Origin of the sequence: Pseudomonas sp. BN415 (assembly GCF_029871195.1) — a bacterium.
GTDB classification, from domain to species: domain Bacteria; phylum Pseudomonadota; class Gammaproteobacteria; order Pseudomonadales; family Pseudomonadaceae; genus Metapseudomonas; species Metapseudomonas resinovorans.
Genome location: NZ_SSOK01000040.1, coordinates 16790 through 32687 on the forward strand (window position 1 = coordinate 16790; position 15898 = coordinate 32687).

15 protein-coding genes are annotated in these 15898 nt (G+C 64.5%); 4 read left to right on the plus strand and 11 right to left on the minus strand.

Annotated features, from left to right (window positions below):
- Window positions 1-30: 30 nt before the first annotated feature.
- On the plus strand, window positions 31-1410 hold the full coding sequence (dbpA, locus tag E8F20_RS10465) for an ATP-dependent RNA helicase DbpA (RefSeq protein ID WP_280283660.1): 1380 nt from the start codon (window positions 31-33) through the stop codon (window positions 1408-1410).
- A gap of 1 nt (window position 1411) precedes the next feature.
- On the opposite strand, the gene E8F20_RS10470 is transcribed toward dbpA, so the two are convergent.
- A complete protein-coding gene (locus tag E8F20_RS10470) occupies window positions 1412-2155 on the minus strand; it encodes a transporter substrate-binding domain-containing protein (protein ID WP_280283661.1) in 744 nt (247 codons plus the stop codon).
- Window positions 2156-2385: 230 nt separating this feature from the next.
- Here E8F20_RS10470 and yccS point away from each other — a divergent pair, with 230 nt between their 5' ends.
- Window positions 2386-4563, plus strand: coding sequence for a YccS family putative transporter (gene yccS, locus E8F20_RS10475; protein WP_280283662.1), 2178 nt, complete (start codon window positions 2386-2388; stop codon window positions 4561-4563).
- Window positions 4564-4613: 50 nt separating this feature from the next.
- Here yccS and E8F20_RS10480 read toward each other — a convergent pair whose 3' ends face one another.
- Window positions 4614-5063: a transposase gene (locus tag E8F20_RS10480; protein WP_280283663.1), complete on the minus strand. Its 450-nt coding sequence runs from the start codon at window positions 5061-5063 to the stop codon at window positions 4614-4616.
- A gap of 238 nt (window positions 5064-5301) precedes the next feature.
- Window positions 5302-6717, minus strand: coding sequence for a PLP-dependent aminotransferase family protein (locus E8F20_RS10485; protein WP_280283664.1), 1416 nt, complete (start codon window positions 6715-6717; stop codon window positions 5302-5304).
- Window positions 6718-6904: 187 nt separating this feature from the next.
- Between E8F20_RS10485 and E8F20_RS10490 the strand changes: the two genes are divergently transcribed.
- Window positions 6905-7138 carry a DUF1127 domain-containing protein gene (locus tag E8F20_RS10490; RefSeq protein WP_280283719.1) on the plus strand — a complete coding sequence of 78 codons (234 nt, stop codon included), beginning with the start codon at window positions 6905-6907 and terminating at the stop codon, window positions 7136-7138.
- 24 nt (window positions 7139-7162) lie between these two features.
- Here the strand turns inward: E8F20_RS10490 and E8F20_RS10495 are convergent, their stop codons facing one another.
- From E8F20_RS10495 to E8F20_RS10515, 5 genes are all read right to left on the minus strand, one after another.
- A complete protein-coding gene (locus E8F20_RS10495; protein WP_280283665.1) occupies window positions 7163-9190 on the minus strand; it encodes a methyl-accepting chemotaxis protein in 2028 nt (675 codons plus the stop codon).
- A 188-nt stretch (window positions 9191-9378) separates the two neighbouring features.
- Window positions 9379-10269 carry a hypothetical protein gene (locus tag E8F20_RS10500; protein ID WP_280283666.1) on the minus strand — a complete coding sequence of 297 codons (891 nt, stop codon included), beginning with the start codon at window positions 10267-10269 and terminating at the stop codon, window positions 9379-9381.
- A gap of 45 nt (window positions 10270-10314) precedes the next feature.
- Entirely contained in the window at window positions 10315-11172 is an 858-nt protein-coding gene (locus E8F20_RS10505; RefSeq protein WP_280283667.1) for an HDOD domain-containing protein, read from the minus strand.
- Between the two features lie 87 nt (window positions 11173-11259).
- Window positions 11260-12015: a transporter substrate-binding domain-containing protein gene (locus E8F20_RS10510; protein ID WP_280283668.1), complete on the minus strand. Its 756-nt coding sequence runs from the start codon at window positions 12013-12015 to the stop codon at window positions 11260-11262.
- 126 nt (window positions 12016-12141) lie between these two features.
- Entirely contained in the window at window positions 12142-12636 is a 495-nt protein-coding gene (locus E8F20_RS10515; RefSeq protein WP_280283669.1) for a M48 family metallopeptidase, read from the minus strand.
- Between the two features lie 533 nt (window positions 12637-13169).
- Here E8F20_RS10515 and E8F20_RS10520 point away from each other — a divergent pair.
- On the plus strand, window positions 13170-13841 hold the full coding sequence (locus E8F20_RS10520) for a polysaccharide lyase family 7 protein (RefSeq protein ID WP_280283720.1): 672 nt from the start codon (window positions 13170-13172) through the stop codon (window positions 13839-13841).
- 23 nt (window positions 13842-13864) lie between these two features.
- On the opposite strand, the gene E8F20_RS10525 is transcribed toward E8F20_RS10520, so the two are convergent.
- The 3 genes from E8F20_RS10525 to E8F20_RS10535 form a co-directional block, all read right to left on the minus strand.
- Window positions 13865-14320, minus strand: coding sequence for a hypothetical protein (locus E8F20_RS10525; RefSeq protein ID WP_280283670.1), 456 nt, complete (start codon window positions 14318-14320; stop codon window positions 13865-13867).
- Window positions 14321-14387: 67 nt separating this feature from the next.
- Window positions 14388-15452 (minus strand): class II fructose-bisphosphate aldolase, encoded by a 1065-nt coding sequence (gene fba, locus E8F20_RS10530; protein ID WP_280283671.1) that lies wholly within the window; start codon window positions 15450-15452, stop codon window positions 14388-14390.
- A 121-nt stretch (window positions 15453-15573) separates the two neighbouring features.
- Window positions 15574-15891 carry an MliC family protein gene (locus E8F20_RS10535; RefSeq protein WP_280283672.1) on the minus strand — a complete coding sequence of 106 codons (318 nt, stop codon included), beginning with the start codon at window positions 15889-15891 and terminating at the stop codon, window positions 15574-15576.
- Between the last annotated feature and the right edge of the window lie 7 nt (window positions 15892-15898).

Here is a 15898-nt window from a genome sequence, read left to right on the forward strand (position 1 = left end):
GCGCGCCATTTCGACTTACAGGCCCGTCCCGTGACCACCTCCGCCTTTTCTTCCCTGCCCCTCTCCGCGGCCACCCTGGCCAACCTGGAGACCTTGGGCTACCTCGACATGACACCGATCCAGGCCCAGGCCCTGCCGCTGATCCTCAAGGGCCGGGACCTGATCGCCCAGGCCAAGACCGGCAGCGGCAAGACCGCCGCCTTCGGCATCGGCCTGATCGAGCCGCTCAACCCACGCTTCTTCGGCTGCCAGGCCCTGGTGCTCTGCCCCACCCGCGAGCTGGCCGACCAGGTGGCCAAGGAAATCCGCCGCCTGGCCCGTGGCCACGGCAACATCAAGGTGCTGACCCTCTGCGGCGGCGTACCCTTCGGCCCGCAGGTGGGTTCGCTGGAACACGGCGCCCACGTCATCGTCGGCACGCCGGGCCGCGTCCAGGAACACCTGCGCAAGGGCACCCTGGTGCTGGACGGCCTCAACACCCTGGTGCTGGACGAAGCCGACCGCATGCTCGACATGGGCTTCTACGACAGCATCGCCGACATCATCGGCCAGCTCCCGGCGCGTCGGCAGACCCTGCTGTTCTCCGCCACCTACCCGGCAGGTATCGCGCAACTGGCCAAGACTTTCATGCGCGAACCGCAGCAGGTGAAGGTGGAAGCCCTGCACGACGACAGCCAGATCGAGCAGCGCTTCTACGAAATCGATCCGCGCCAGCGCATGGACGCCGTGCTGCGTCTGCTGCAGAGCACCCGTCCGCAGTCCTGCGTCGCCTTCTGCCACACCCGCCAGCAGTGCCAGGAACTGGAAACCTACCTGCGCGACAACGGTGTCTCCGCCCAATCGCTGCACGGCGATCTGGAACAGCGCGAGCGTGACCAGGTCCTGGCGCTGTTCGCCAACCAGAGCTGCAGCGTGCTGGTGGCCACCGACGTCGCCGCCCGCGGCCTGGACATCGCCGGCCTGGAGGCAGTGATCAATGTCGAACTGTCCCGCGACCCCGAGATACACATCCACCGAGTCGGCCGCAGTGGCCGTGCGGGTGAGAAAGGCCTGGCCCTGAGCCTGGTGGCGCCGGCCGAAGCCAACCGCGCCCAGGCCATCGAGGACCTGCAACAGGCGCCGCTGAACTGGCAGCGCATCGATGAACTGCTCGTGAAGAACCGCGAACCGCTGCTGCCGCCCATGGCCACCCTGTGCATCAGCGGCGGTCGCAAGGAAAAGCTGCGCCCCGGCGACATCCTTGGCGCCCTCACCGGTGACGCCGGGCTACCCGGCAGCCAGGTGGGCAAGATCGCCATCTTCGACTTCCAGGCCTTCGTCGCCGTCGAGCGCGGCATCGCCAAGCAGGCGCTCAAGCGCCTCAGCGAAGGAAAGATCAAAGGGCGCACCTACAAGGTCCGCATTCTCTGATTCAGGGTTCGGATAGCCCATGGCGGGCGAAGATGGCCCGATAAGTGCCGTCTTCGCGCATGGCCTGCATCGCCTGATCGAAGTCTTCCACCAATTGCTGGTGCCGCGGGTGGCTGCGGCGCACCAGGATATGCAAGCCGTTCTCGCTGAGTGGCCGTGGCAAGAACTCCAGCTGCTCGCGAATGCCCGCAAGCTCGCGATTGAGGTAGAAGCGCGCTACCAGCTCATCTTCCAGGGTCAGTTGCACACGCCCGGCGGCGAGCATCCGCGCGCCCATCTGGAAGCCCATCACAGGCACCTTCTTCAAGCTGGTGTCGGCATCGAAGGCCGGCTGGTAACTGTAGCCGCGCACCACGGCGATGCTGTAGCGCTTCAGGTCCTCGGGGGCCTGGAAGTCCACATCGCTGCCCTTGTGCTTGAGCAAGCGAATGCGATTGGTCAGGTAGGGTTTGGAGAACTGGCCGTAGGCCGCGCGCTCATCGCTGTGCCAGGCACTGACGATCAGGTCGTAGTCGCCCATCTGCAATCCACGCAAGGCCCTGGCCCAGGGCACTTCGACATACTCCGGCCGGTGCCCGGCGCGCTTCAGCGCCGTGCTCACCAGCTCCGCAGCCAGTCCGTTGCCCGCCAGCCTCGCATCGGTGAACGGCGGCCACACATCAGCGGCCATGCGCAAGGTTTCGGCATGGGCGCTCAGCGTAACGATCAGCAGGGCGAACAGGGCAAAACCACAACGTCGTCTCATGCGGGGGCATCCGAGAACAGGTTTGGCCGGCAGGTAGCCAAGACTGCACCAAAATTTCGGCAGCCACCAGTGTGACCCGGTACTTCCGTACCTGATTTTCCATCCCGTTCCATGTGACTCCCGTCATCCCCGGGCATCGAATGCGACAGGGTGGCTGACAGCGCCTTCGGCTGCCCTTAGGCTGTACCCGGCAGCCCAGCCGTATACGGACATTCGCCCACAAGGCCCTTATGCCCTCGACCCGATTTACCCAAACGCTGCGCCGCCTCTGGGCGCTGGACAAGTTCAGCTACAGCTTGCGCGTCTTCATCGCCCTGACCGGGAGCATGGCGCTGTGCTGGCAGCAGGACCGCATGGACCTGCTGATCCCGCTCTTCCTCGGCATCATCGCCAGCGCCCTGGCGGAAACCGACGACAGTTGGCAGGGGCGCCTCACCGCTCTGTTGGTGACCCTCGGCTGCTTCAGCGTAGCCTCGTTGTCAGTCGAGTTGCTGTTCCCCTATCCCTGGATCTTCGTAGGCGCCCTGGCACTGGCCAGTTTCGGCCTGACCATGCTCGGCGCCCTCGGCGAACGCTACGCCACCATTGCTTCGGCGACGCTGATCCTGTCCATCTACACCATGATCGGTGTCGACCAGCGCGACGGCACGCCCACCAACCTCTGGCAGGAGCCCGCCCTGCTGGTAGCCGGTGCCGCCTGGTACGGACTGCTCTCGGTGCTCTGGCAGGCGCTCTTCACCCACCAGCCGGTTCAGCAGAGCCTGGCCAGGTTGTTCCGTGAACTGGGGCAATACCTCAAGCTGAAATCCGCGCTGCTGGAGCCGGTCCGCCATCTCGACGTGGAAGCCCGGCGGCTGGAACTGGCGCGACAGAACGGCAAGGTCGTGGCAGCACTCAACGCCACCAAGGAAATCATCCTGCACCGGGTCGGCAACGGCCGGCCGGGTCCCAAGGTGAACCGCTACCTCAAGCTGTACTTCCTCGCCCAGGACATCCACGAGCGCGCCAGCTCCTCCCACTACGCCTACAACGAACTGGCCGAAGCCTTTTTCCACAGTGACGTGCTGTTCCGCTGCCAGCGTCTGCTGCGCCAGCAAGGCGGCGCCTGCCAGGCGCTGGGCCGCGCCCTCCAGATGCGCCAGCCCTTCGACTACCTGGACGGCACCCAGGCCCTGGAAGACCTCAACAAATCCCTGGAGCACCTGCGCATCCAGAGCAACCCCGCCTGGCGCGGGCTGCTGCGTTCGCTCAACGCCCTGGCGCGCAACCTCGCTACCCTCGACCGCCTGCTCATCGATGCCAGCAACCCCGACGCCCTCGCCGAAGCCCAGGACACCAGCCTGCTGGACCGCTCCCCCAAAGGCCTGAAGGACGTCTGGGAACGCCTCAAACAGAACCTCACGCCGACGTCCCTGGTGTTCCGCCACGCGCTGCGCATGGCCCTGGCACTCACGACCGGCTACGGCGTGCTGCACCTGATCCACCCCGAACAGGGCTACTGGATCCTGCTGACCACGGTATTCGTCTGCCAACCCAACTTCGGCGCCACGCGACGCAAACTGGTGCAGCGGATCGCCGGCACCCTGCTCGGCCTGGCGCTGGGCTGGGCCCTGTTCGACCTGTTCCCCAGCGCCCTCGTGCAGTCGGCCTTCGCCGTGGTCGCCGGGGTGGTGTTCTTCGCCACTCGCGCCACTCGCTACACCCTGGCCACCGCCGCCATCACCCTGCTGGTGCTGTTCTGCTTCAACCAGATCGGCGACAGCTACGGACTGTTCCTGCCGCGCCTGGTGGACACCCTGCTCGGCGCGTTGATCGCCGGCCTGGCGGTGATCTTCGTGCTTCCCGATTGGCAGGGCCGCCGACTCAACCAGGTGGTGGCCAACACCCTGGCCTGCAACAGCCGCTACCTGCGCCAGATCATGCAGCAGTACGTCAGCGGCAAGCGCGACGACCTGGCCTACCGCCTGGCACGGCGCAACGCCCACAACGCCGACGCAGCACTGTCCACCACGCTTTCCAACATGCTCATGGAACCGGGCCACTTCCGGAAGGAGGCCGACATCGGTTTCCGCTTCCTGGTGCTCTCCCACACGTTGCTCAGCTACCTCTCCGCGCTCGGCGCGCACCGCGGCGAAACCCCCGGCTCGGCCCTCACGCCGACAATCAACGAAGCCGCCGAGCAAATTGCCGAAAGCCTGGACTGCATTGCCCAGGGCCTGACCGATCGCCGCCCGATCAGCATCCATCGCGACGAGGAAGACGCACTCGCCAAGGCCCTGGAACAGCTCCCCGACGACATGGACGACCGCCCGCGCCTGGTGCAGACCGAACTGGGGTTGATCTGCCGCCAGCTGGGAGCGCTGAGGACGCTGGCGGCGCATTTGTTGAATGAGGGGAAAGTGGCGTAGCAAGAGCGAAGTCACTTCATTCGGGCGGTAAAGCCGCCCCTGCAGATGTATCAGATCCACTTGGCATCCCAGAACGGGTAATCGCCAATTCGCTCCACCAGGCCGGCCCGCAATGGATTGGCCACGATGTAACGCGCAACCTTGCGGATGTCGTCCTCACGTCGCAGCGCGCGGTCGTGGAAGCCCGGTTGCCAGACCGCCCCACCGGTTTCCATGTGCAAACCCAACTGTCTGGCGGAGCGTCCCTTGAACACCTTGATCACGGTAGAGAGTCCGATGGGGCCGTTGAGCTGAACCAGCCAGTGCAAGTGATCCGGCATCAGAACCCAGGCCAGGGAATTGACCACGTTCTGCTCATGCAATCGGCGCAGCTCGGCAACGGTGATGCGGGCGCAATGGAAGTCGCTGAACAACGGCCGACGGTCTTCGGTGGTTGTGGTGATGTGGTAGATCTGACCGGCTCGTGATACTCGGCCTTTGAGTAGATCATCGCTCGGCATGTCCCTTGCCCTCTTTGATTGAAAGGCAATGACTCTATGACCCGAGCGGCAAGAGCTGGGCTTGGCTTGACGGTGAAATGGATGATCCTGAAGCGAGAAGTTGCCGAGGCTTAATTCCCTGTGGGGGCGAATTCATTCGCTAAGCAGACCGCAGGTCTGCCTTGCAGACATTTCCGGGGCCGCTGCGCGTCCCGTAGCGAATAAATTCGCCCCCACAAAGAAGCAGGTCTCCCCGTAGCTACGCCCCCATCAACTCTCTTACCGTCTCCCCCACCGTCCGCACCGCCGCCTCGATCGCCGGGGTCGGCTTGGAGGAGTAGTTCATCCGCAGGCAGTTCCGGTACTTGCCGGAAGCGGAGAAGATGCTGCCGGCAGCGATCTGCACGCCCTTGGGCAGCAGCGCGCGGTTCAGGCGCAGGGTGTCGAAATCCTCGGGCAGTTCAACCCAGAGCATGAAGCTGCCCTGGGGACGGCTAGCGCGGGTGCCTTCGGGGAAGTAGCGCATCACCCAGTCGATCATCTGGTCGCGGCTGTGCTGGTACTGGCTGCGCATGCGCCGCAGGTGAGGTTCGTAGTGGCCATTGCCGACGAAGTCGGCCAGCGCCAGCTGCGGCTGGGTGGCGGTCGCGCCGGTGGAGATGTACTTCATGTGCAGCACCCGGTCGAGATAGCGGCCGGGGGCGATCCAGCCGACGCGGATACCCGGTGCCACGGTCTTGGAGAACGAACTGCAGAGCAGCACGCGGCCGTCGTCGTCGAATGACTTGATGGTGCGCGGGCGCGGGTACTGGTAGGCGAGGTCGCCGTAGACATCATCCTCCAGGATCGGCACGTCATAGCGCTGGGCCAGGGTCACCAGGGCGCGTTTGCGCGCCTCCGGCATGATGTAGCCGAGTGGGTTGTTGCAGTTGGGCGTGAGCTGGATCAGCTTGATCGGCCACTGTTCCAGGGCCATCTCCAGCGCCTCCAGGCTGATGCCGTTGAGTGGGTCAGTCGGCAGTTCCAGAGCCTTCATGCCGAAGCCCTTGAGCGTCTGCATGGCGCCGTGGAAGCTGGGCGAGTCCACCGCGACGATGTCACCGGGCTCGCAGGTCGAGCGAATCGCCACCGACAGCGCCTCGTGACAGCCGGTGGTGATGACAACGTCGTCGGCAGACAGCTGGCAGCCCGAATCCAGCGCCAACCGCGCCACTTGTTCGCGCAGGGCCTGGGTGCCGTAGATGCTGTCGTAGTACAGGCCGCTGCCGTCCTGGCGTCGGCTGATCTGGCCGAGGCTGCGCAGCAAGGGTTTGAGCGTCGGACTGGAAATGTCCGGCATGCCGCGGCCGAGCTGCAGCACGTTGTCCTTGGCGCTGCGCTTGATCAGGTCCAGCACATCGTTCCACTGGGACACGTCCACCGGTCGCTGCGGGGCCCGGCTCACCGCGGGCAAGGCAGGCGTCTGCCGGCGTGGCGGGACGAAGTAGCCAGACTTCGGCCGGGGCTCGGCCAGACCGCTGTCTTCAAGAATCCGGTAGGCCTGCTGCACCGTACTCAGGCTTACGCCGTGCTCCAGGCTCAGGGCGCGCACTGAAGGCAGGCGGTCGCCGGGGCGGTAGTAGCCTTGCTCGATGCGTTCGCCAAGGGTCTCGGCCAGCTTGATATAGAGCTTCATGACAGTCTCCAGGATCTATCCGAACCCGCATCAGAACCAGTACAGATGATTCGGAAATACAGGATTCAGATAGGAAACCACGCAATCTGTATTTAAAAAATATACAGATCGTGAATCTGTATTGAGATTCTCCCGACGGACATCATGGTTCCACCCCGATCCACCACAGGGCATGAGGAACGCAATGATGAACGGCCTGAGCGATGTACGCCTGACTCTCCAAGCACGGGAACTGGAACAAGAGCAGCGCACCCCTGTCTCCCTGGCACCGGCCCGGTCAGGTAACTTCTGGAGCCGCTTCTGGATGCGTTTGCATACCCGCCGCCAGTTGCTGGAGCTGGACGAGCACGCCCTGAAGGATATCGGCCTCAACCGTGCACAGGCGCTGGAAGAAGCCCTGAAACCCTTCTGGAAGGTCTAGCCCCAACAAACGCCGGTCGCCGCCTCAGGCGAGGCGGAAGCGACCGGTGTTCTGGCTCAGGGCCTGGCTGCCCTGCTGCAGTTGCACGGCAGCCACCTGTACCGACTGAGCCCCCTGCAGCAGCAGATTGGCGGCCTGGTCCACCTGCTGGATGCTGCCACTCACCTCGTCCGCCGTGGCGGCCTGTTGCTCGGAAGCCGTGGCGATCTGGGCCAGGCGGTCGCTGACCCGCTGCACTGCCTCGGCGATGCCGGACAGGTCGGCCCCCATGGCCAGGACGTTATCGACATCCGCCGCGGCCTGGCCGAAGGCTGCCTCGATCTGTGCCACGGTCTCGCCCACCACCGACTGCAGGGCACTGACCGTCTGGCCGATTTCGCTGGTGGAATCCTGGGTTCGCCGGGACAGGTTGCGCACCTCGTCGGCGACCACGGCAAACCCTCGTCCCTGCTCACCGGCCCGAGCCGCTTCGATGGCGGCGTTCAGCGCCAGCAAGTTGGTCTGCTCGGCGATGCCCTTGATCACATCGACCACCTGGTTGATCTGCTGTGTCTGATCGCGCAGTTGCTGGAGCGCGGCGACGCTGTTGCCCAAGCTGTTGCTGAGCTGGTTCATGCTGGCGCTGGTGCGCGCACTGCGCTGGTTGCTCTGCATGGCGATCTCGCGGGTGTGCAGTGCATCGCGGGCGGCGTCCTCGCAGCTTTGCGCGACGCTCTGGGCGGTAGCGGCCAACTGATTGGCCGCGGCGGCAATCTGGCTGACCTGGCCCTGCTGCTGCTCCACCGATACCAGGGTGTCCCGCGCCTGACTACTGAGCTGCTCGACCGTACCGCCCAACTGCTCGCTCTCGCGATTGACCCCCAGCAGGGATTCGCGCAACTGCGCCAGGGCGGCGTTCAGGGCTTCGGCGATGCCCGCCAGGTCATCGCGGCCATGGACTCGCGCCGTGACGCGCAAGTCGCCGCCACGCAGCCCTTCGGCGGCCTCAGTGATGCTCGCAGTACCCCGGCGGATCGACTGGTTCAGGCACAAGAGCATGTACAGCGCCAGCAGCGTCAGGACGGTGAATCCGCCGATCACTTCGGCCATGCTGCCCAGCGCTTGGTCACGGTACTCGCCCAGGCGTGACGCCATGCGCGTAGCCAGCGCCTGTTGCAGGCTTTGCAGGCGTCCGCTCAGGCCTTCGGTCAGACTGACGAACTGGGCCGGAGTCAGGCTGAAGGGCGTCGATTCGAAGACCTGCTTGTCCACCTGGGCGAGGAAGTTGGCCATGCCCTCGTCCGCCGCGGCGAACGGCCCTTCCAGGTCACTCATGTCGCCCGGCGCCTGGGCCAGGGCATTGCGGGCCTTGCGTAGCTGGCGAGCGGTGTCGCCCAGCGCGCGGCGCAGGTCGCGCAGGGCCACACGGCTCTGCAGGGTGAAATGCTGCGCCACCAGAGCGCCGTGACCATTGCTGGCGAAGCTACCGAGGGTCTCCTGCAGGCGCGGCTGCACACTGGTCATCTGGTCCATCATCAGGTAGGTGTCGAGCCAGGGATCGAGGATCAGCCCGGAATCGGTTGCGACTTGCTCGCGCACGGCCTGGAGCACTTGCAACATACCCTGGTAGCGCTCCAGCGCATCCGGCAGTGCAAGGCCCAGTACGCTCTCCAGACGGACCTGGCCGGAACGTCCCTGGAGTTCGTCGAACAGTACCTGGCTCTGTCCGCCGATGCCCTCTACCTTCATCTGGGCGGTCACCTGCGCCAGCGTCTTCTCCAGTGCTTGAGCGCGCTGCTCCAGCAGGGGCCGGGCACTGTCATCGCCACCCTTCAAACGCGCCAGCAGGAAGCGTTGGCTATCCAGCTCCTGCTGCACGGCAGACAGCGCTTCCACCACGCGCAGGCCACTCAGTTCGTTGTCCACCACGCCAAGGCGTTCACGGTAGTCGCCGACTATCACCGACAGGGCATAGCCCAAGGGCAATATGAACAGGAGGAAAAGCAACTGGAACTTGCGGGCGAAACTGAAGCGCTCGAGTAGACGCACCCCCGGCGTGAGCAAAGCTGTCATCGCGACCCCTCGTCTGCTTCCGGTCATCCTTGCCAGGCGGGCGGCGATCTCCCGGGCGAAGTGTCCGGCCATTCTTATGTGGTGGAAGCCTCCCCGGCCGGGGAGTCAGCCGCTGGAGAATAGTAGCTTTGTGCCATCCCGCAGAAGGGGACGGTCCTGATCTCGACTCAGGATGTCGCCTGGCTGTATCAAGGCCAGGGTTTCCAGTCGCTGGACGGCTTGTCCAGCGGTGCCTGCAATCGCTGGAAGCCTGGCTGCGCCTGAAGTTGTCGCAGGGCATCGGCCAGGCGCTGGTCCACGTAGGCGCCACGGGAGTTGTCGGGTACCAACCAGCGCACTGGATACAGGCCGAATTCCTGGGCGCGGAGCTGCTCGCGCAGGCCCAGGCGGTCGATCTCGTGTTCGGTCTCGTTTACGGCGAAGACGTAACCGTCAATGCGGCCGCGCACCAGCTTCTGCAGGCTACTCTCGATGCTGTTGCCGGACAACGCCGGAAAGCCCAGCCAGGGTGCATGGGCGCGGTCGGTCTCGATCCGGTAGGGATAGGCCAGATTGCGCAGGGCCGGGCTCACGGTGGGCGCGGCGAGCTGTTCCTGTAGTTCATCCGGGCGCCAGCTACGCCCCAACAAGGGTTGCAGTTGCGCCTGCTGACCCGCCGCCAGGCCGCTTGCGGCGACCCGCTCGGCGCTCAGTACATGCGCCGGATCGAGCAACTGGGCGACACCGAGAGCATTGTCACGCTGGGTGAAGAGGCCGAAGCGCACCTGCCACAGGCGGCCCGAGCCATAGCGCAATCCAGCCGGCAAGCGTGGAAGGTTGCCAAGAAAGGGCACCTGGAATTCGCACTGGCCGTTCTGCAGCAGGTGGAAGGTGCGGGCGAAAGGGATGATTTGCAGGTCGAATTCGATATCCGGCAATTGCTCGTCAAGGGCACTAAGCAGGTCTGGCAGCGGCCCGCTGCCGTTCGCTTCGGCCAGCCCCGGCACCTCGGCAACCGCCACCCGCCACTGCTCGGCAGCCATTGCGGCAGGGGCCCAGGCCAGGCACAAGCTGAAGCAAACAAGCGGAAGTCGGCGCATGGGGCACCCGAGCGGAAGCGGTGCGCCTGAGTATAGGTGCGCGTCCTAGCGCAACAGGCTGGCCATGCGCTGAATGGCGTCCTGCTGGGCACCCACCAGGGCCAGGCCGCCGCCGGCGTCGAGGGAGTCCAGCGGCGGCACCAGTTTTCGGTAGGCGACAAGCTGGTCGATGGCCGGCAACTGGGTGGTCCGCCCCTCATCGCGCTGGGCGTGGTAAAGCCCAAGGTTCACCAGGTCGATCAGACCGAGCCGGCCACCGCTGTCGGCGTCCCAGCGCCTGGCGCCGCGCACGATCTCAATGTAGCCCTGATCCACGGACCACTTCTGCAGCACGATCACGCCGAGCGACTGGCCGTACTCGCGGCAGAGCCGCGCATAGACCTCTGGGGTCGGCACCTGGCTGGCGTCCTTGAAGGCCGAAAGCACCGCCAGCTCGCCCACATCACAGAGCAGGCTGGCGAGCATCGCATGGTCCGGCGAGGAGAACCCCAGGGGGCGCGCCAGTACCGCGCTGATGGCGGCCTGGCGGGTCAGTCGTCCCCAGACGCCGATGAACAGCTGCTTGTGGGCGGCACTGTGGAGGGTGAAGAGGCTCTTCAGGCTGTGCACCAGGGTGACGCGATCCACTTCCTGCAGACCGAGCATGCGAATCACATCCTCCAGGGTCTTGGGTGGCTGGCTGGAGCGGAACATGATGCTGGATGCGTGCTTCATCAACAGCGCGCTGAGGGCCGGGTCCTTGCTGATGACCTGCTTCAAGCGGGTTACGGTGACATTCGGGTCGGCCAGTGCACGACGGATGTCCAGGGTGATCATTGGCAGGCTGGGCAGTTGCTCCTCGCCATTCATCAGTTGAGTGACCACCTTGCGGTAGATCGAATAGTCCGACTCTGCTGCGCTCAATCCGCTTCCCCCTGATTCTTGTGGCGGCAGTGTAGCCATGCCCGACCGCCACGCCCATGGGCGTCGAGAAATGATCGGACGACCTGCTCAGGGCAGCGTTACACCGTAGGGCCTGGCGAGCTTTGCCAAGCGACCATCGGCACGCATTTGCCGAACGACCCGGCCAATGTCCTCGCGCAACTGGCGGTGGGATTCGCCCCTGGGCAGGGCGAAATAGCCGATCTGGGTATCGATCACGGGGGCAAGGCGACGCACCTTGTCGGCGATGCCGAGTGCCTCGATGCGCGGCAGGGAATCGCGCTCGTTGCTCGCCGCCAGTTCGACCCGATTCGCCATTAGCAGTTTGAAGGCCAACTCGACCGACGGCGCGACGTGCAGGTCGAGCTGCTCGCGCATGGCTTCGAAGCGTTCGCCGTAGATCCAGCCATGGATGATGGCGATACGTTGCCCCATCAGACTGGCCAGACTGCCATCCCAGGACACGCCGGATTCGCTGCGGACATAGAAGACCACGCGGTCGCGGTAGAAACCTGGCTCGGCAAACTGGAAGCGGCGCTCCCGAGCCGCAGTGCGGTAGGGGCCGACGAGTACATCGGCGCGACCCTCCTCCACCAGCTTCTGCGCGCGAGCCCAGGGGTAGATCTCGAAGCGCACCTCATCGCCAAGTTCGCGGGCAATCGCGCGCATCACGTCTACGCCCAGCCCGCCGGGCTCCCCCTTCGGGTCGAGGACATAGATTCCGGGGAACTCGGTGCCAACCGCGAGCAATTCACGGCTGTTGGCGAAGGGGACCAGGCCCAGCACCCAGAGAATGACGCAGAGGGTGCGAAAACTCGGACGCATGCCCGCGGACCTCAGTCAGCTGCTATCCATGAGCCTAGTTGGGTCGACATCGCTTTTCATGTCCACCGGCGCTCGAGCCGAGTACCGACGGTGGATCGATGAAGCCTGATCCTGTGTCAGTTCCGGTCAGGCGGGCAGCTCACGCCAGGTGAGATAGACGCGCAGGTCGAACTCAAGTTGGTGGTAGCCGGGCAGCATGTGCTCGCAGAGTTGGTAGAAGGCCTTGGTGTGGTCGCGCTCTTTCAAGTGCGCCAGCTCGTGGACCAGGATCATCTGCAGGAACTCCGGGGCCGCTTCTCTGAACAGCGAGGCGACGCGGATTTCCTTCTTCGCCTTGAGCTTGCCGCCTTGCACCCGCGAAATGGCGGTATTCAGCCCCAGGGCCTTGTGCACGACATCAAGCTTGTTGTCGTAGAGCACCTTGTCCGGCGCCGGGGCGTTGCGCAGGTGTTCCTGCTTCAGGGCCATGGCGTAACTGTATAGCGCCTTGTCGCTCTGCACCTCGTGGCGGCCCGGATAGCGGCGCTCAAGGTACTCGGCGAGACGTCCGGCGGCGATCATCTGCGCCACCTGCTCCTGGAGGCTGGCCGGATAGCCGCGGAGGTACTTAAGACTGTTCATGGCAAAGCGGTCGAGGGTGGAAAGGGGCGACAGTTTACCTGAGAGGGGAGGTCTTCGAGCGACGGCCGGACCGGCCGACCAATGCGCCGCGCATCCCAGTGCCGACGCTTTGCGACCCAGTTCAATTTTCGAGCAGATTCTCCAACCGGCTCGCCGTCCCTACCGCTGATAGCACCGCGCCAGAGCCTTTCAAAAAACCGGCGCGGCCTGCAGGAAAAACTCCTTATCGAACAAGGCCGGTCATTTCCGGCCGTTTCCCACTGCCCCGAAAAAGCGATAGCGCAATACTGGCCAAGCTCTAAATCGACGTATTGATGACGCCAACATACCGACAATCGGTAACTGACAACGCCCCCACCGCCTCCGTATAAGACCCTCGCGAGACGGCGCAAACGCCTTCGGACGACACGGCAGGCAACTGCCATCTGCACCCTTCACTTCTGGTCCGAGCGCGAATGGCCGGAATGCCGTCCTGCACATGTGTGACATGGATTCGCAGCGCCCAACTGGAAGTTGCCTTCGAGAACTCCGCCATGATCGACCTCTCTACCTGGAACCTGACCCTCCCCGTTGGCGTGCCCGCTGTCACCATCGAGACGCCGCTGTTGATAGGCGGTTACCAGGACCCGTATTTCCAGTCCACGTCCGACAGCCTGATCTTCTGGGTGCCGGTGAATGGCACTACCACCGCGAACGCAACCTATCCACGCACCGAGCTGCGCGAAACCCACGCCGACGGCAAGCTGCGCAACTGGACCTACCCCAGCACGGATAACTACCTCAGCGCGAACCTCAGCGTGAGCCAGGTGCCTTCGACCGGGAAGATCGTCATCGGTCAGATCCACGCCTATGGCAGCACCAGCCCGATGCTGAAACTGGAGTACCAGTTCAAGACCAAGACACAGACCGCCAACATCGTGGCCAAGGTGCGCAATGCGCCCGATGACGAAACCAGCGTCGTGATCCCGCTGCTCGGCGGCATACCGCTCAACCAGCGCTTCAGCTACGTGATCAATCTCTCGCCCAATGGCCTGCTCAGCGTGATGGTCAACGGCAATCTGTGGAGCCAGCAGCTTTCCACGGAGTGGGCACCCAAGCCGCTGTACTTCAAGGCCGGAACCTATGTACAGGACAACACCGGGTACGAGACCGAAGCCGGTGCCGCGACCTTCTACAACCTGAAGATCGAGCATCGGGCGCCGTGAACCCGCTCACCGCCCGCCCCCTTTCAGGGAGAGGGGGCGGACGGCGAGGACTCGACACACCGTGCCAATGCCAGAGGCTCCAGCAGTAAGCAGGGCTCACCCGCCAAGTAGCTCCGGTAGACCCGGAGCAGGTCCGCTTCACTGATCCGGCAGTTCCCTGCCGGGCACTGGCTGGCGAACTCGAAGCGCCCGACGGGCGAGTCCGCCAGGCGGATTTTCAGCGACGGCCAGCCTGAGGGTTTCGTCGCCGAAGGTGTGAACAGCCAGACACCTTTGCGCTGTACCAGGGCGCCGCCCGCCTCGGCGTAGTCGAAGACGAACATCAGGGTGCGCGAGGTCTTGGTGGTGCAGTCGGTGCGATCGAGGCACAGCTGCGGATCGCTGGAATCCGGCTCAGGCGGTGGCGCAGGAGCCGTCGGCGGCTGGCCGGCACACCCCACGAGCAGCAAGGCGAAACCCATCATCAGAGGCAGGCGCATCGGAAACTCCTGTTACCGGATACGAAAGAGCCCCGCAGTGCGGGGCTCTTCGTGAAGGCGGGCGGGGTCAGTTGACCTTCGCTACCAGCTCGCCCTTGGCGTAGCGCGCGAACATGCCATCCAGGGAGATCGGCTTGATCTTGGAGGCGTTGCCGGCGGTGCCGAAGGCTTCGTAACGAGCGATACAGATGTCGCGCATGGCTTCGACAGTCTTGGCGAAGTACTTGCGCGGGTCGAACTCGGCCGGGTTCTGGGCCAGGAAACGACGGATGGCACCAGTGGACGCCAGGCGCAGGTCGGTGTCGATGTTCACCTTGCGCACGCCGTACTTGATGCCCTCGACGATTTCTTCGACCGGCACGCCGTAGGTTTCCTTAATGTCGCCGCCGAACTCGTTGATGATCGCCAGCCAATCCTGCGGTACCGAGGAGGAACCGTGCATCACTAGGTGGGTGTTGGGGATGCGCTTGTGGATTTCCTTGATGCGGTCGATGGCGAGGATGTCGCCGGTCGGCGGCTTGGTGAACTTGTAGGCGCCGTGGCTGGTGCCGATGGCAATCGCCAGGGCGTCCACCTGGGTCTTCTTGACGAAGTCGGCGGCCTCTTCCGGGTCGGTCAGCATCTGGCTGTGGTCCAGGATGCCTTCGGCGCCAACGCCGTCTTCCTCGCCGGCCTGGCCGGTTTCCAGCGAGCCCAGGCAGCCCAGTTCGCCTTCCACGGACACGCCGCAGGCGTGGGCGAAGGCAACGGTCTGCTGGGTAACGCGGACGTTGTATTCGTAGTCGGACGGGGTCTTGCCGTCTTCACGCAGGGAGCCGTCCATCATCACGGAGGAGAAGCCCAGCTGGATGGAGCGCTGGCAGACGTCAGGGCTGGTGCCATGGTCCTGGTGCATGCACACCGGGATGTGCGGGAACTCTTCAATGGCAGCCAGGATCAGGTGGCGCAGGAAGGGCGCGCCGGCGTATTTGCGGGCACCGGCGGAAGCCTGCACGATCACCGGGGAATCGGTCTTGTCGGCCGCTTCCATGATGGCGCGCATCTGTTCCAGGTTGTTGACGTTGAAAGCCGGTACGCCGTAGCCGAATTCGGCGGCGTGATCCAGCATCTGGCGCATGCTGATGAGTGCCATGGTGTTTCAGTCTCCCAAGTGGGTGGGCTGTCAAATTACAAAGCCTGCCGCAGGGGCAGGCCGGGTTCAAGTTCCCGGAGAGGAGCGGTCATCCGCCACCCCGGGATAAATCAGAAACGGATCAAAGTGCCTTGCAGCCGCGCCCGATCAGATCATCGGTAGCCACCCAGTAGACCAGGCCTTCGTCACCCTTGGTGTGGAAGGCCAGGTTGCCGTCGCTGTAGAGCGCGCCGGAGCCTGAGGGTTCCCGTTTCAGGCGATGGACGATATCGCCGCCGCCCAGGCGCAGATCGACACTCTCCTTGTCGGTGCCGGCAAAGCGCCAGAGCACTTCGGCCTGGCTGTCGCAGACCCAGCGAGTCCAGTCGTCGCTGGGAGCCTGCTGACCGGCGCAACCAGCCAGGAGTGCGAAGCCCGCGAGGGCGAACCAACCTTTCATCCACGTC

Excerpts from the sequence above, each read along its gene's own strand:
- fba (WP_280283671.1), bottom strand. The coding sequence starts at position 15,452 with ATGGCACTCATCAGCATGCGCCAGATGCTGGATCACGCCGCCGAATTC.
- E8F20_RS10515 (WP_280283669.1), bottom strand. The coding sequence starts at position 12,636 with ATGAACAGTCTTAAGTACCTCCGCGGCTATCCGGCCAGCCTCCAGGAG.
- E8F20_RS10500 (WP_280283666.1), bottom strand. The coding sequence starts at position 10,269 with ATGCGCCGACTTCCGCTTGTTTGCTTCAGCTTGTGCCTGGCCTGGGCC.
- yccS (WP_280283662.1), top strand. The coding sequence starts at position 2,386 with ATGCCCTCGACCCGATTTACCCAAACGCTGCGCCGCCTCTGGGCGCTG.
- E8F20_RS10495 (WP_280283665.1), bottom strand. The coding sequence starts at position 9,190 with ATGACAGCTTTGCTCACGCCGGGGGTGCGTCTACTCGAGCGCTTCAGT.
- E8F20_RS10485 (WP_280283664.1), bottom strand. The coding sequence starts at position 6,717 with ATGAAGCTCTATATCAAGCTGGCCGAGACCCTTGGCGAACGCATCGAG.
- E8F20_RS10480 (WP_280283663.1), bottom strand. The coding sequence starts at position 5,063 with ATGCCGAGCGATGATCTACTCAAAGGCCGAGTATCACGAGCCGGTCAG.
- E8F20_RS10490 (WP_280283719.1), top strand. The coding sequence starts at position 6,905 with ATGAACGGCCTGAGCGATGTACGCCTGACTCTCCAAGCACGGGAACTG.
- E8F20_RS10525 (WP_280283670.1), bottom strand. The coding sequence starts at position 14,320 with ATGCGCCTGCCTCTGATGATGGGTTTCGCCTTGCTGCTCGTGGGGTGT.
- E8F20_RS10535 (WP_280283672.1), bottom strand. The coding sequence starts at position 15,891 with ATGAAAGGTTGGTTCGCCCTCGCGGGCTTCGCACTCCTGGCTGGTTGC.
- E8F20_RS10470 (WP_280283661.1), bottom strand. The coding sequence starts at position 2,155 with ATGAGACGACGTTGTGGTTTTGCCCTGTTCGCCCTGCTGATCGTTACG.
- E8F20_RS10510 (WP_280283668.1), bottom strand. The coding sequence starts at position 12,015 with ATGCGTCCGAGTTTTCGCACCCTCTGCGTCATTCTCTGGGTGCTGGGC.
- E8F20_RS10520 (WP_280283720.1), top strand. The coding sequence starts at position 13,170 with ATGATCGACCTCTCTACCTGGAACCTGACCCTCCCCGTTGGCGTGCCC.